Source organism: Streptomyces caeni, from assembly GCF_042678285.1.
In the GTDB taxonomy this organism is placed as follows: domain Bacteria; phylum Actinomycetota; class Actinomycetes; order Streptomycetales; family Streptomycetaceae; genus Streptomyces; species Streptomyces caeni.
This window is the reverse complement of sequence record NZ_JBHUDX010000020.1, coordinates 69,607-84,544: the sequence shown is the minus strand read 5'-3', so window position 1 is coordinate 84,544 and position 14,938 is coordinate 69,607. Positions and strand designations below refer to the sequence as shown.

Annotated in this window: 12 protein-coding genes and 2 pseudogenes; 6 read left to right on the top strand and 8 right to left on the bottom strand. The window is 71.1% G+C overall.

Translation table 11 applies throughout. From position 1 onward, the window contains the following. The first annotated feature begins 320 nt into the window (after positions 1 to 320). The 4 genes and pseudogenes from ACFSL4_RS08245 (at position 321) to ACFSL4_RS08230 (ending at position 4,482) form a co-directional block, all read left to right on the top strand. Complete coding sequence (locus ACFSL4_RS08245) at positions 321 to 1,256, top strand: hypothetical protein (RefSeq protein WP_381080094.1); 936 nt, start codon at positions 321 to 323, stop codon at positions 1,254 to 1,256. Between the two features lie 22 nt (positions 1,257 to 1,278). Continuing rightward, positions 1,279 to 1,785 (top strand): GNAT family N-acetyltransferase, encoded by a 507-nt coding sequence (locus ACFSL4_RS08240; RefSeq protein WP_381080092.1) that lies wholly within the window; start codon positions 1,279 to 1,281, stop codon positions 1,783 to 1,785. Between the two features lie 355 nt (positions 1,786 to 2,140). Next, positions 2,141 to 3,117 (top strand): annotated as a pseudogene (locus ACFSL4_RS08235) (tyrosine-type recombinase/integrase). Positions 3,118 to 3,261: 144 nt separating this feature from the next. Beyond that, on the top strand, positions 3,262 to 4,482 hold the full coding sequence (locus ACFSL4_RS08230; protein ID WP_381080090.1) for an MFS transporter: 1,221 nt from the start codon (positions 3,262 to 3,264) through the stop codon (positions 4,480 to 4,482). A gap of 75 nt (positions 4,483 to 4,557) precedes the next feature. Here the strand turns inward: ACFSL4_RS08230 and ACFSL4_RS08225 are convergent. The 7 genes and pseudogenes from ACFSL4_RS08225 to ACFSL4_RS08195 all read right to left on the bottom strand — a co-directional run. Then, a pseudogene (locus tag ACFSL4_RS08225) lies at positions 4,558 to 4,782 on the bottom strand (DUF4158 domain-containing protein); the annotation flags it as partial. A 213-nt stretch (positions 4,783 to 4,995) separates the two neighbouring features. Next, complete coding sequence (locus ACFSL4_RS08220) at positions 4,996 to 6,285, bottom strand: hypothetical protein (RefSeq protein WP_381080088.1); 1,290 nt, start codon at positions 6,283 to 6,285, stop codon at positions 4,996 to 4,998. 68 nt (positions 6,286 to 6,353) lie between these two features. Continuing rightward, positions 6,354 to 7,394, bottom strand: a complete 1,041-nt coding sequence (locus tag ACFSL4_RS08215; RefSeq protein ID WP_381080146.1) for a hypothetical protein — start codon at positions 7,392 to 7,394, stop codon at positions 6,354 to 6,356. A 32-nt stretch (positions 7,395 to 7,426) separates the two neighbouring features. Further along, positions 7,427 to 8,389, bottom strand: a complete 963-nt coding sequence (locus ACFSL4_RS08210) for a COG1470 family protein (RefSeq protein ID WP_381080086.1) — start codon at positions 8,387 to 8,389, stop codon at positions 7,427 to 7,429. A 77-nt stretch (positions 8,390 to 8,466) separates the two neighbouring features. Then, positions 8,467 to 9,192 (bottom strand): LPXTG cell wall anchor domain-containing protein, encoded by a 726-nt coding sequence (locus ACFSL4_RS08205; protein WP_381080084.1) that lies wholly within the window; start codon positions 9,190 to 9,192, stop codon positions 8,467 to 8,469. A 182-nt stretch (positions 9,193 to 9,374) separates the two neighbouring features. After that, positions 9,375 to 9,917, bottom strand: a complete 543-nt coding sequence (locus tag ACFSL4_RS08200; protein ID WP_381080082.1) for an ATP-binding protein — start codon at positions 9,915 to 9,917, stop codon at positions 9,375 to 9,377. 256 nt (positions 9,918 to 10,173) lie between these two features. Continuing rightward, positions 10,174 to 10,542, bottom strand: a complete 369-nt coding sequence (locus tag ACFSL4_RS08195; RefSeq protein ID WP_381080080.1) for an STAS domain-containing protein — start codon at positions 10,540 to 10,542, stop codon at positions 10,174 to 10,176. A gap of 238 nt (positions 10,543 to 10,780) precedes the next feature. Between ACFSL4_RS08195 and ACFSL4_RS08190 the strand changes: the two genes are divergently transcribed. Next, entirely contained in the window at positions 10,781 to 11,791 is a 1,011-nt protein-coding gene (locus ACFSL4_RS08190; RefSeq protein ID WP_381080079.1) for an RNA polymerase sigma factor SigF, read from the top strand. Positions 11,792 to 12,134: 343 nt separating this feature from the next. Beyond that, positions 12,135 to 13,688: a ricin-type beta-trefoil lectin domain protein gene (locus tag ACFSL4_RS08185; protein ID WP_381080077.1), complete on the top strand. Its 1,554-nt coding sequence runs from the start codon at positions 12,135 to 12,137 to the stop codon at positions 13,686 to 13,688. A gap of 23 nt (positions 13,689 to 13,711) precedes the next feature. Here ACFSL4_RS08185 and hutI read toward each other — a convergent pair whose 3' ends face one another. Continuing rightward, positions 13,712 to 14,929: an imidazolonepropionase gene (gene hutI, locus ACFSL4_RS08180; protein ID WP_381080075.1), complete on the bottom strand. Its 1,218-nt coding sequence runs from the start codon at positions 14,927 to 14,929 to the stop codon at positions 13,712 to 13,714. Between the last annotated feature and the right edge of the window lie 9 nt (positions 14,930 to 14,938).

The window sequence follows — 14,938 nt, the reverse complement described above, 5'->3', positions numbered from 1 at the left end:
CGCCGCCCGCACCGGCCTGGCGGCCGAATGCCGGCTGGAGACAACTGCCGCTGTTCGGACAGGTCCCGCGCGACTACAGCCGTCTCGACCCCTCCGGCGTTGACTTGACCAGCCCTGGCTGACCTGGGCGAAGTACCTCGCTCACCGGTTCGCCGAGGCACGGGGCTGGGGGAGGCAACATCCGCTTCGCCGTCAACCGCGGCCTGGCCCTTGTCCTCACCGGGTACGTCGAGGGCGACGTCATCCGGCACAGCGAGATCTTCACCCCGCTCCGGTCCCGCGACCTCCCGGTCGGCCACGTCGTCACGGTCCTGGAGGAGATGGGGATCTTCGAGGACGACAGCGAACCCTCCTTCGAACGCTGGCTCGTAGAAAGGCTGAAGGGGCCCGCACCCGGCATCCGCTGGGAGGCCGAGCGCTGGACCCGCGTCCTGCGCGACGGTGGCCCCCGCAGCCTCCCGCGGCGGGAAGGCACGGTCTGGCTCTACCTCAACCGTGTCCGGCCGGCCCTGCTGGAATGGTCGGACCGCTATGACCACCTGCGGGAAGTGATCCGCGACGACGTCCGGACCTACATCAAGACACTGCACGGCCACCAGCGGCGTGACCAACTCGTGGCCCTGCGCTCGCTGTTCTCCTGGGCCAAGCGGAATGGGCTGCTTTTCCGCAACCCGACCAGCCGGATCAAGGTCGGTCAGTACGAGTACGGCGTGCTCCAGCCGCTGGTCCCCGCCCAGGTCGGCCGGTCCGTCGCGGCGGCCACCACCCCGGCAACACGACTCATCCTCGCCCTCGCAGCGGTGCACGCCGCCCGGGTCGCCCAGATCGGCATGCTCATGCTCGACGACGTCGACCTCGGCAACCGACGGCTGACCATCGCCGGACGCGTCCGCCCGCTCGACGACCTCCCCCTGAAACTGCTGCTGGACTGGCTGGAGCACCGGCGAAACCGGTGGCCGAGCACCGCGAACCTCCATCTGCTGATCAACAACCAGACCGCCACCAGGACCAGCCGCGCCAGCAACCACTGGATCAGCGCCTCGATGCGCGGCCAGGACGCGACGCTGGAGCGGCTCCGCGTCGACCGGCAGCTCGAAGAGGCCCTGACCCACGGGCCCGATCCACTTCACCTCGCCGAGGTGTTCGGGCTCGACGAGAAGACCGCAATGCGCTACGCGGACTCCGCACGGGCACTACTGGAACAGGCAACCGAGCACTCGGCATCGCCCTCGGGAAAAGAACTTGGCCCAAATTGACGGGACTTGAAGAATGACGGCCATGCAGACCCGACAGGCATGGCCTGATGACGCATCAGCGGTCGCCGGTGTTTACGTGCGCTCCTGGCAGGCGGCCTTTGCCGGTCTTGTCCCCCAGCCCTACCTCGGCGCCATGGACCCAAGCCGCGAAGAGTCCGAGTGGAAGACACGCATCGCGGAGACACGATGGCCATTGTCGGGAGTACTGGTAGCCGAAACCGAGGCGGGGATCGTCGGATTCGCAGGTTTCGGCCCGTCTCAGACGACCCCTGCCGCCGCGGAAATCGGCACGCTTTACGCGATGCCCGAGGTCTGGGGAACTGGGATCGGGAAGCACTTGATGCTGGCCACGTTGACGACTCTCCGACAGGCCGAGTACACGGAAGCCACCTTGTGGGTCCTGGAAGACAATTGTCGCGCCCGGCGCTTCTACGAAGCTGTCGGCTGGCGCGCAGACGGCGCAGCCGTGGAAGACACCACCGGTGGGGCTTCTCTCAACAAGTTGCGCTACCGCCGCCCTCTTGGCTAACCGCTCGGCGTCTTGCCCGTCCAGGGGACCAGGAACGGCAAGGTCGCGAGTTGGCCTCGAACCCACGGAAGCAACTCCGCAGAGCATGACGACGAACCCTTGAGTTCCCACCGAGAACCCTTCAGTTTGCGTGAACTCGCGGGACTCATGGGGCCTGAGGAACATCCATGCCAGATCGTGCGCTAAGCCTCCGTCGTCCCTGGTGGGTGGTCGGTGGGCCGCTGGCGGTGGGATCGGTCTGAAGTCGTCCCGCAGATAACGCTCTATTATCTGCGGGAGCTTGGTTCGTCACCTGCGGTGACGTTCTCCGGGCCGTACGTGAAGCGGCCCTGTTATCCGTGGCAAGGGGGAAGCGGTGCCCACCGTGGTGCAACTGCCGGCCGGGAAGACGTTGACCGTCCGCGCGGCGGCAGACGCCTTCCTCGACTCGCTGCGCAATCCGAACACGGTCCGCAGCTACGGAGAGTCGGCGTCGGCATGACCGCCGAGCGGATCGGGGAGGCCCGCCCGCTGGGGTCGGTCGCGGACGACGAGATCGGCGAGGCCCTGGAACTGCGGTGGGGCACTGCGGCGGTCAGCACCTGGAACGCCCGCCGGACGGCAGTGCTCTCCTGGCTGGGCTGGTGCGAGTTGTACGGCTACGACGCCCCGGCGGTCCCGGCCGGGACGAAGCGGCTGGCGGTGCCGGACTCCAAGACCCCGGCCCGATCGAAGATGGCCGTGGACCGACTCATCGCCCGCCGCGAGGTCCACCTGCGGGAGAAGACACTGTGGCGGATGCTCTACGAGACCGCCGCCCGCGCGGAGGAGATCCTCGGCGTGAACATCGAGGACCTGAACCTCGCCGCCCGCCGCTGCCCGGTAAAGGCCAAGGGCGCCCGCAGCAAGACCCGCCGCCGCGGTCAGGCGCGAGAGAACTTCGTGCTGGAGACCGTCTACTGGGACGCCGGCACCGCCCGTCTCCTGCCCCGGCTGCTGCGCGGCCGTATCCGGGGGCCGGTGTTCGTCACCCATCGCCGCCCCGGCCCGGGGAAGGTGGTCAGCCCGCGCGACGTGTGCCCGGACACCGGCATGGCCCGCCTCTCCTACGGCCAGGCCCGCGCCCTGCTCGACGAGCACACCGCCGTGCGCGGGCCGGGGACGGGCTGGGACCTGCACGAGTACCGTCATTCCGCCCTGACCCACCTGGGCGAGCAGGGCGCCTCCCTGCTGATGCTGATGGCGAAGTCGAGGCACAAGAAGCCGGAGAACGTCCGCCGCTACTTCAAGCCGTCCCCCGAGGCGATCTCGGAGCTGACCAGTCTGCTCGCACCTGGCGACAGCCGCCGGTGAATGCGCGGTGCTGCCGAGACCGGTGCGTATCCGCGTCCGCGTCTCCACCGGTCCGATGCGGGCCGTGGTGGGACTGGGGCACTTGCTATAATCCACGAGTCGGCCTTCGGCGCCCCAGGTTGGGTGCGCGCGAAGGCTTTTTTCATGCCTTCTGACACATCTGCCTCCGGCACACCTCCCACCACCTACCATGACCTGCTCCGCAACCGTGAATTCGTCGGCCTGTACGCCAGCTTCACACTGACGGTCGCCGCGAGCACCTTGTCGGGCTTCGCGCTCGGCACGCTGGTCAACCAGCAGACCAAGTCCCCGTTCCTGACCGCTGTGAGCATGTACGGCGCCACCTTCGCGACGGTACTCGGTGCGCTGACGCTGATGTCGGTCGCGGACGGAAGCCATCCTCGCCGGACCCTCGTCGCGCTCCAGTGCCTCTCGCTCGTAGGTGTTGCCGCACAGGCGGTTCCAGGGCTGCCGCTCGCCGCCCGGTTCGGTCTGCTCCTTGTACTGGGGTTCTTCCAGTCCCTGGGAACGGGCACACGGATGGGACTGCTCGCCGAGGTAGTGCCGACCTCCGCCTATGCACTGGCACGTTCGCTGATGAACATCACCTCGGGAGGCATGGCCATCCTCGGCTACGCCATCGGCGCCGTACTGCTGCGGTACCTGAGCCCGCAGGAGGTCTTCGCCGTCGCGACCGCCCTGACCGGCGGTGGATTGATCATCGTGGCGGTGACGGTCCGGGAACGCTCGATCCGTCTGACCCGGCGCCCTGGACTGTGCCAGACCTGGACGACGAACATCGAGCTTTTCTCCCACTCCGGCCAACGCGCGCTGCTGCTGAACCTGTGGGTCCCCAATGGCCTGATCGTTGGCTGCGAGGCCCTGTTCATCTCCTACGCCCCCCATCACGCCGGCGTCTTCCTGGCCGCCGGATCGGCAGGCATGCTCCTCGGTGACCTTGCGGTCGGGCGGCTGTTCACCGCCGAGCAGCGACGCCGCTACGCATTCGCCCTGCGACTGCTGCTCGCCGCCCCCTACCTGCTGTTCGCCGTCCACCCGCCCGTGCTGGTGGCGACAGCCGCGGTGTTCATCGCCAGTGCCGGCTTCGCTGCCACCCTGCCGCTCCAGGAGCAGCTTCTGGAGTTGACCCCTGATCCGGTCCGTGGCCAGGTCCAGGGAGTTGAGTCCGCCGGCCGGATGACGTGGCAAGGTATCGGAGCCGCGATCGCTGGTGGCGTTGCCCAGCACTTCACTGCTGGCACGGCCATCACCTTTGTGGCCGCAGTCTCCATCGCCATCACCCTCTTCTCCCGGCCCTTCGTGGTCCGCGCCCGAGCCGTCCGCGTCCAGGCGGCCAACGCATAGAGTTCCCAGACGGTGCGAGCGGCGGGCGCGGCCAGACGCGCCCGCCGCGTCTCGCTACTCGTCGACAGCGTCCGCCTCCACCAGCACCTGCCGCGGGTCCGGCATGAACCGGCCCAAAAACCGCACGCTGGTGTGCTGGACCGCGTACCCGAGCCGGTTGTGCGACCGCCGCTTGGCCTGCACCGCCTCCCGGTCCGCGTCGTCCAGGAAGAAGTACCGCTTCAGCTCCGCCCGCGAGGGCGCCTCGTGGAATGACCTGTACCGGGCCGCCTGTTCATCCGTCAGGAACTCGACCGCCACAACAGCTCTCCGAAGATCGACAACAACGACCCGCGAAGGCTCTGACGCTCAATCACCCCAGGTCAAAGCACCAAACAGCCCGGTGAACCCTTAGCGCACGATCTGACACGGATGTTCCTCAGGCCCCGGCATGGAGGCGTCGGCGGGGTGGGTAGCGGGGGTCCACGGTCCTCCCGGTACCCGCCCGCCCTCAGGGCCGCGCGAGCGGCACGGTCAGCGCACCCGCCGGGGCAGGAACGTGAACACCGCGCCGCCCAGCAGGATCGCCGTCCCGGCCACCAGGCCCAGCGCCTTGAGGGTGCCGTGGTCCTCCGCGCCCGTCTGGGCCAGGCCGCCGGACGTGCCGGAGGACGACGACGAGCCGCCGGTCGACGAGCCGCCGGACGCCCCGCCCGGCTGCTGCGAGGTGTCCAGGGTCAGCGACACCTCCGTCTTCGTCGGTGTGCACGTCGTGGTGGTGCCGAGGGCCTTGATGGTCAGGACGCCCGGCGACAGCGTCGACTGCCCGCTCGCGCCCGGCTTGTACGTGCCCGTCAGGTCCGGGATCTCGATCGGGTCGCCCGACTTGATGTCCTTGGCGTTCGTGGGGCCCTCGACGTGCACGGTGCCCTTGTCGGCGCCGCCGAGCACGACCTCCATCGACGGCTTCACGGAGTCCTTCGGGATGTCCGCCGGGCTGTTCATCACCGACTTCTTGAACTGCACCGTGAGGTCGAAACTCCCGCCGGTCTTCTTGGCGTTGACCTGGACGGGAGACGTGGCGTTCTTGTCGCCGATGGGCGTCTTGCAGGCGTACGGGACCTGGACCTCCTTGCCGGTGAAGTCCGTCTGCCCGCCGCTGCCGCCGCCGGTGCCGGATCCTCCGCCGGTGCCGCTCGCGCTCGCCGTCGGGGACGCCGGGGAGGAACCGGTCGGCAGCCCGGTGGGCAGCCCTGTGGGCACGCCCGTCGGCAGGGTGGGCAGGCCCGTGGGCGGCCCGCCCGAACCCCCGTCGGCGCCCGTCACCTTGATGGTGGCGGACGACGGCACGGTCTCCTGCGGGGAGCACTTGGTGTCGGTCGAGATCGGCTTGCTGACGTTGATGTCGTACGCGTCCGGCGTCAGCGTCACCTCGCCGGCCGTGGTCAGCTTCAGCCTGCCCGTCATGTCGGAAAGCTTCATGTCGCTGTTCTTGGGGATCGGCGGGTTCGACCGCGGCCCCTCCATCGCGATGTCCGCGGTCTGCGCGCCCGCCGCCTTCAGCGTCCCCGTCGGCTTGACCGTGTCCTTCTCCAGGTCGAGCACATCGGGGTTCTTGGACGCGGCCTGCACGAACTTCCAGGTGATCGTCACCTCGTCACCGACCTTCGCCTCGGCCGGCGCGGTGATCTGCACCTCGGTGGTGCCCTCGACCGGGGGCAGCCCGGAGATCGAGGGCGGGATGCACTCGGTCTTGTACGACACTTCGGCGGCCTGGGCCGGCGCGGCGGCCACGCCGAACAGGATGCCCGCGCCACCGAGCATCAGCGCCGCTCCGGCCGCGCTCGCCCTCCGGCTTCTGCCCCCTGCCGCAAGGACTCTCCGTTGCGTGCTCACGTGTTTCCCTTCGTCGGGGTCGTCGGACTGTTCTCCTGCGGTGCGGAGAGCCGACCGTTCGCCGTGGTCGCCGGATCCGAGTCGGGGGTGAACCACGGCAGGGCCGAACGGGTACGGGCCGAGGGAGCGGGCGGGCCGGCGCCCGGCTTCGGCAGACGCAGGGTGAGTTCGGGCAGCCGCAGGCCCCGGCGGTGCGCCGCCCGCCGCACGGGCCCGCGCGGCCGCACCCGGTCCACGACGGCCATCCCGGCGCGGAACACCGCCGCCGGTACGACCATGCAGAGCAGGATCCAGAAGAGGGTCACGCCCCACGGACGGCCGACTCCCCATGGCTGTTCGGCAAGGACCTTGCCGCTGTACTCCAGCGAGACCGTGTAGTCGCCGTGGGCGCCCGCCGACAGCTCCACCGGCAACTCGATCCGCGCCCTCTTGCCGGGGGCGATGGTGCCGTGCCACTGCTGCTCGTCCCACTGCGGCGCGAACACCCCGTGGGAGGTGCCCACGCGGAAGAGGGGGTTCTTCACCGGCGAGGAACCGACGTTGCCCACGGTGAACACGAGCGTGCGGGACGGCGGCGCCCCGAACCAGGTCAGCAGCCCGCTGGACCCGTCCAGGCGGGTGTCCGTCAGCACCGAGAGCCGTCCCGCGGGGGACTGGGCGGGCAGCGGTTCCACCGGGTGCCCGGCGACCTGGAAGATCGCGTCGGCGTCGGCCTTCGCGCCGGTGACGGTGGCGACGTGCACCACGCAGGGGCAGGGCACGGGCGGCTCGGCCACCGGCAGCTTCCTGCGGAACGTGCCCCCGTCGTCGGTGGTGACGGCCCGGCCGTCCGCGTTGGCGCAGGAGTTGGTGCCTTCGATCACACCGCGGGAGGGCACCGACTGCCCGCAGATCAGGATCATCAGCAGCGTCCTCGGCCGCCAGCCGCTGCCGGTCACGGTGATCGAACCGCCGGTCCCCGCCTGGGAGGCGGACAGGTCGACGGCCGGCTTGCCGGCGCCCCAGGCCGACGGCGCCAAGGGCGCCAGGACGAGCATGAGCAGCGCCACCAGCGCCGGAATACGCCCCTTCACTTCACCGCTCCCGTCAACTCGACGTCCCTGCCCGGCCGGTCGTCCGCGTCCGGGTCCCGGTCCGGCGGGCGGCGCCTGCGGCGTCGTACGACCACGGCGGCGCCCACGGCCGCGAGCAGCCCGGCGGCGGTGCCGGCCACCGTCCCCCAGGGCACGAACCACGCCGACGCGGACCCGGAGCCGTGTGCCCCGCCCGCCGCCGTGACCGTGAGCCGTACCTCCACCGCGTCGAGCGCCGGGCGGTGCGGCCACGGCTCGGTGAGCCGGACCCGGCGGCCCGGCAGCAGTTCCAGGGGCAGGGTGCGCGGGGCGCGGTCCAGGGCCCGGCCGAAGAGGCCGTCGGCGCGCACCGCGAGCCTCGGGGTCAGCACGGTCGTGCCGCGGTTGACCAGTTCGTACGAGATCCGCCCGCCGCGCACGGCCACGTGCTCCACGGTCAGCGCGGACAACGCGGCTCCCGCCACGCGCAGTCGGACGCGTACGGCCGTGGAGCGGGTGCCCACGCCGGCCACGATCGCGCCCGGGTGGTCGCCGGGCGCGGCGCCCGCGGGGACGGTCACGGTGAACGGCACATCGGCCCGGGTACGGGCGGGCACCGTCAGCGACAGGGTGCGCACCGCGGTCCTGTGCCCGCCCGTCGTGCGTGCGAAGGCGATCCAGGCGCCGGTGTCGGCCGGCTTGGCGCGGACCGTGAAGCGGCCGTCCCGGGTGTTGTCCGCATCGGCGCCGCTGAGTCGGACGGTCACCGGCTTCCCGCCCGGATTCAGCACCGACACCGCGTCCTCCAGGACCGTCCCGGGCGCGCCCTCCGCGTAGATGTACGGCCGCCCGTCCGCGCCGCCCGTCGCGGGCGCGATGGACCAGCCGCCGTCGCCGGCCGCGGTGGTGGTGGTGTGGGTGGTGGCCAGCAGGCTCAGGGCGGCGAGGGGGAGGCAGAGGACGTGGCGGGCGTACGGCATCGGCGGCTCCCGACGGGAAGGGGCGGCGCGCAGCGCCTGGTCGAGGGGCGGTGGCCCCCGGGGGTCCGGGGTGCGCCTCAGCGGCGCACGGCCTGGTTGCGGCGCGTCAGCCACAGCACCCCGGCCGCGCCGGAGAGCAGGACCGTGCCGCCGAGGGTGCCGAGGGCGATCGCGGAGTCCTCGGGGCCGGTCTGCGGGAGCTGCCCGCCGGAGTCCGTGCCGCTCTGCCCCGAACCGGAGCCCGAACCGGAGCCCGAACCGGAGCCCGAACCGGAGCCGGAACCGGAGCCGCCCACGGCCGTGACGTCGAGGGCCAGTGACGGCTTCGGGCTGTTGGTGGGCGTGCATGTGGTCGTCGTGCCGAGGGCCTTGATGGTGAGCACACCCGCGGTGAAGGTGACCTTGCCGGACTTCCTGGTCGTGTACGTACCGCTCAAGTCATTGATCTTGATGGGGGTGTTGGCGGGGATGGCCGCCTGGTTGGCGGGGCCCGACACCGACATGGTGCCGCTGTCCGCGCCGCCCAGCCGGATGGTGGCGCTCGGGTTCATCGCGCCCTTGCCCAGTTCGACCGGGCTGGAGGAGACGCCTTTCTGCCATGACATGGTGATCTTGTAGCCGCTGCCGCTCCTGACGCCTTTGATGTCGATGGGCGAGACGGCGCTCTTGTCGCCGATCGGCGTCTTGCAGTGGTAGTTGACGTCGACGACCTCGGCCCGGGCCACAGGAGCGGCCAGCAGCACCGCCGAGCCGGCCAGGGCCGCGGCCGACGCGAACGCGGTGGTTCGTTTCTGGTACGACACGGTCCCCTCATTCCTGACGGCATATCAGATCGGCCGTCAAGGTACGCCCGGGGTCGTGTGGAGGGAAGACACAGAGCGCGCCGGATGTGTGGTGATCCGGCGCGCGAGAAGTGATGTGCGGGGTGACGGGCGGAAGAGAGTCCGAACCGCGGGTAACCCCCGGTCGGGGCTCGCCCCGCCGATCACGCGGGGGCGCCGAGCTCCGCCCACACGGTCTTGCCTGCGGTTCCGGGCGTACGCACGACGCCCCAGTCCAGGCAGAGCCGCTGCACGATGAACATGCCGTGACCGCCGGGTCGTCCGGCGCGGTGCGGGGTGCGCGGCGCGGGCTGCCCGCCGCCCTTGTCGGAGACCTCGATGCGCAGCACCTTGTTGTCACACCCGATCCTGAGCTCGTCGGGACCCTCGGCGTGCAGACACGCGTTGGTGACGAGTTCGGAGACGACGAGCAGCACGTCCTCGGCGGCGGCCCGCTGGTCGGCGGAGGCGGCGGGCAGCCAGCCCCATGCGTAGAGTGCCTGGCGGGTGAAGTCGCGGGCCAGCGGGACGACTCCGCTCTCCCCGTCGAAACTCAACCTGCGAACCTGCTCCCCCGAGGGGCGCGCCTGCTCCCCGGGCGCCCCCGACGAGGCACCCTCGTCGGACGCTCCCCGCGCGGGCGTTCCGGAAGCGCCGCTCCGCTCGGGGCCGCGGTCGCCCGGCGAGTGGGGCCGGGTGGTGCTCATCAGCGCTTCACCTCACCGATTCACCTGTTCACGATTCAAGTCTCAGTACGGAGATCGGCGGCGTTTCCGTCGATCGTTGCTCGCGCCGCTCGCGTACGGCCCCTTTCGTCAGGGCTTCCGGCGTCGGTGCCGACGTGTTCAGCATGTCTCCTGCCCGACCGGATCGCTGGAACACCCCGGGATTCGGACCGGACCTGTGACGCGCATAACGCGCCCCTCGCGACAGAAACCGGGCGGGGACCCGCCCGCCACCCCCCTACTCGGCCAGGGCGGCGTCCAGCGTGTCGTGAACGGTGAAAACGGCGTCCGCCCCGGTGATCTCGAAGACCCGTGCCACCACCGGCAGCATCCCGGCCAGATGGACCCCGCCACCGGCGGCCTCGGACTTCAGCCGGGCGCCTAGCAGCACGTTCAGCCCGGTGGAGTCGCAGAACTCCAGCCGTGAACAGTCCACGACCAGGCGTGAGAGCCCCTTTTCGAGGCAGTCGTCGAGTGGTTCGCGCAACAGATCGGCGGTGTGGTGATCCAGCTCACCCGCCGGTGTCACGACGGCACTCGTGCCCTCTTGCCGCACCTCGACCAATAGCCGGCCAGACTGTGCGCTGCCGACCGTCCCGCGGTCCATGCCGTCTCTCTCCCGACCGTCGTGGCTGCTGATGGACGCCCTGGAACACTACGCCTTCCCTGCGCCCCTCGACACCCGAACAACCTCGTGAAGTCGGACATTTCACTACAGAACGCACTTGCGATGAGTCGACGAATGCGGGTAGGGCTAGTAGGGACACCCAGTCGACCCAGCCGGCTTTGGAGGCGCCGCACACGGCAGTGCACGTATTGGCATCGGCAGCCATATGCCGAGAACGATGGAGGACATCATGTCACCCCGGCTCGACGCATCGCAGACCCAGAGGGCGACGTCGGCACTCCCACCACAGCGATCGGTTCGCGACCGCGCAGGCGTCTTCGCCGACCGCGGCGCCCCCACCGGACCCGAAGGCCTCACCGGGACCGAAGAGCTCGCCGGTCCTGAGGGCCTCACCTGGTCCGACGGTCCCCCCGCATCCGAGGCACTCGCCGGGCTTCCGGAGATCCCCCCCTACGACGAGGTGGGGCCGGTGGACGCACGGGCCCTGTCCAAGACTCTCTTCGAACGTCTGGAGTCGCTCGAAGAAGGCACGCACGAGTATTCGTACGTCCGCAACACCCTCGTCGAACTCAACCTGGCCCTGGTGAAGTTCGCCGCCGCGCGCTTCCGCTCGCGCAGCGAGCCCATGGAGGACATCATCCAGGTCGGCACGATCGGCCTGATCAAGGCGATCGACCGCTTCGAACTCAGCCGCGGCGTCGAGTTCCCCACCTTCGCGATGCCGACGATCGTCGGCGAGATCAAGCGCTTCTTCCGCGACACATCGTGGTCCGTGCGTGTCCCCCGGCGGCTGCAGGAACTCCGTCTCGACCTGGCGAAGGCGGGCGACGTCCTCGCCCAGCAACTCGATCGCGCCCCGACGGTCGCGGAGCTCGCCCAGGCCCTGGGCATCTCCAACGACGAGGTCGTCGAGGGCATGGCGGCCTCGAACGCCTACACGGCGAGTTCCCTCGACGCCCAGCCGGAGGAGGACGACTCCGAGAGCGCGCTCGCGGACCGCATCGGTTACGAGGACCACGGACTCGAAGGCATCGAGTACGTCGAGTCGTTGAAGCCCCTGATCGCCGAACTCCCGCCGCGCGACCGGAAGATCCTGTCACTGCGGTTCGTGGCCAACATGACCCAGTCGGAGATAGGCGACGAGCTGGGCATCTCGCAGATGCACGTGTCACGGCTGCTGTCCCGCACGCTGGTGAGACTGCGGAAGGGCCTCACGGTCGAGGAGTGACGGGCCGTCGATCCGCCCACCGCTCCGCCGCGGGCCCGCCCCGTCGCGGAACCAGGCCCGAAGCAACGGGCCCGGAGGCAAGGTTGTCCGTCCGCCCCGGTGCCGCCCCACGCAACCCGACCCGCTGCCGGGTGGGTTGCATGGGGCGGCACCGGCGTCCCGGCCCACTCGCGGCCCTTCACGGGCCCTTGCCGGCCCGTTCGCCGGCCCGTACATCGGTTACCGCGGGGAACTCCCTTTTCCCAAGGGTCCCCTTCCACCACTATGGTCACCCCGTACCGGCCGGTGCCCCTGAGTTCCAGGCATGCCCGCCGGCCGGAGCAGGGTGCGAGGAGGCACGGGGATGGCCCGGGCGGAGCGGGACGACGACGACGTCGAGGCCACCGGCGGTGGTATGCACAGCGAGGTGTCCGACGCCCGGCTGACCGAGCTGCTGCGCACCGACACCCCGAGCGCGTATCCGGCCCTGCGCGAGCTGCGCGGGCGCCACCGCCCCGCGGTCCTCGCGTACGCGCGCCTGTGCGCGGTCGACGAGACGGCGGCCCGCCAGCTGACCGCCCGGGTGTTCGCGCTCGCCGCCCGCGACACCGCCCACGGCAACGATCCGCGCGGCCCCTGGCGCCACCAACTCCTGCTGCTGGCGGGGCGGGTGGCGGCCTCATGGGCGGCGGACGACGAACGGGCCTCCCGTCTCGACGCGGGCCTGCTCGGTCAGCTGCGCGCGGCCGGGGCCGAGGGCCTCGTCCCGCCCATGCTCACCGCGTTCCGGGCACTTCCCATCCGGGTGCAGAGCCTGGTCTGGTACGGGGTCGTCGAGGAACAACCGGCGGAGCGGACGGCCGGGTTGCTCGGCGTGTCCCCGCAGGACGTGGTGTATGGCACCGAACCCGCGTTCCAGGCGCTGCGCCAGTCCCTGCTGAAGACCCGGCTGGCGGCCTCCGGCAATCCACGCTGCCAGGACTTCCGGCGGCTGATCGAGGAGTCCGTGCGGCCCGGCAGCCCGCGTTACAGTGCCGATCTGCACGCCCATATGACGCTCTGCGGGCACTGCGCCCTCGCCTACGAGGAGCTGTCGCAGCTGCGTGACGCACCGCGCACGGCACTGGCCGAGGGCTTGCTCCCCTGGGGCGGCACGGCGTACGTCATGGACGACACGGACGAGTGGAGCACGGCCGGCGCGCCCCGGGCGGGGCGCCGGTGGCAGGCCCGGCGCACCGCGCTGGCCGCGACGGCCGCCGGTGTGGCGCTGTCCCCGCTGCTGGTCTACCTGCTCGCCTCGGGCGGTTCGGAACCGGCGCGGGCCGCGAGCGCCGTACGCACCCCGCCACCGGCGCCCGCGGTGACGGTGACGGCGACCGTCTCGATGACGCCGTCGCCCTCCCCGACGCCGACGACGAAGGCGCCGAGTCCCCCACCGTCTCCGGCGCCTTCCAGGACGAAGCGCCCGTCGCCGACGCCGAAACCGGAACCGAAGCCTCCCGCGGCGCACCCCCCGAACGGAACGTACGCCCAGGTGGTGAACGTCGCCTCCGGGCAGTGCCTGGACATCCGCGACGGGAACATGGACCTGGGCACGGACGTCATCACGGCGCCCTGCGCCTCGTCCGCCACCCAGCGCTGGCGCGTGGACAGCGCACGCGGCGTCCTCCAGTCGTACGCCGACCCCCGCTTCTGCCTGGACAGCCGCGGCTCCGTCTACAGGGGCGTCGGCATCTGGGAGTGTGCCGCCGTCTACAGCTCCAACGGCCGAAACCTGCGCTTCACGGTCGACTCCCGCGGCGTGATCCGCCCGGGGATCGCCCCGGACCACGCGGTCACACCTTACGGCGGCGGCACGCTGTTCCTGCTGCCGGACCGGGGCGACGACGCCCAGCGGTGGAGGGCGGGCGCGTCCTGACGCACACCCTGCACGCGTGACCGTCAGACCTCGCGCACGCCCCGCCGCCACACCTGCGACACCAGGGGCACCCCCGGCCGGTAGGCCAGGTGGACGTGGCTCGGTGCGTCGAGGACCACCAGATCCGCGTACGCGCCCGGGGCGATACGGCCGATGTCCGTGCGGCGCAGGGCCCGGGCCCCTCCCTCGGTGGCCGACCACACGGCCTCGTCCGGGGTCATGCCCATGTCCCGCACGGCCAGGGCGATGCAGAACGGCACCGAGGACGTGAAGGACGAGCCCGGGTTGCAGTCCGTCGACAGGGCGACCGTGACACCGGCGTCGAGCAGACGGCGGGCGTCGGGCCACCGTGCGCGCGTGGAGAACTCCGCGCCGGGCAGCAGGGTGGCGACCGTGCGGCTGTTCGCGAGCGCGTCCACGTCGGCGTCCGTCAGGTGCGTGCAGTGGTCGGCGCTGGCCGCGTCGAGTTCGACGGCGAGCTGCACGCCCGGGCCGTACGACAACTGGTTGGCATGGACCCGCGGGTGCAGGCCCTTGCGCCTGCCCGCGGTCAGGATCGCGCGGGCCTGATCGCCGTCGAAGGCGCCCTTCTCGCAGAAGACGTCGATCCACCGCGCGTACGGCGCGCAGGCGTCGAGCATCTCGCCGGTGACCAGCGCCACGTAGGCGGCGGGGTCGTCGGCGTAGTCGGGGGAGACGATATGGGCGCCGAGATAGGTGACCTCGTCCGTGTGCGCGGAGGCGAGGCGCAGGGCGCGCGCCTCGTCCTCGACGGTGAGGCCGTAGCCGGACTTCGTCTCCAGGGTGGTGCTGCCCTGGCGGAGGGCCTCGGTGAGGTACCGGACGAGGTTGGCCTCCAGCTCCGCGTCCGTCGCGGCCCGCGTCGCCGCCACCGTCGTACGGATGCCGCCGGCCGAGTAGCCGCGGCCCGACATGCGGGCGTTGAACTCCTCGGTGCGGTCGCCCGCGAAGACGAGGTGCGAGTGGGAGTCCACGAAGCCGGGGATCACCGCCCGGCCGCCGGCGTCGACCCGGTTGTCGGTGGCGGGTGCTTTGCTTGACTCACCGGTCCAGGCGACGCGGTCGCCGTCGATGACGACGGCCGCGTTCTGGATCAGACCGAGGGCGGACGTGCGGGACGTGCCCCCGCTCTCGGATTCACCGGAGCCGGGGGACGCCCGTCCGAGGGAGGGATCGTTGGTGACCAGGGCGGCGATGTTGGTGATGACCGTGCTGCTCATGGTGTCCTC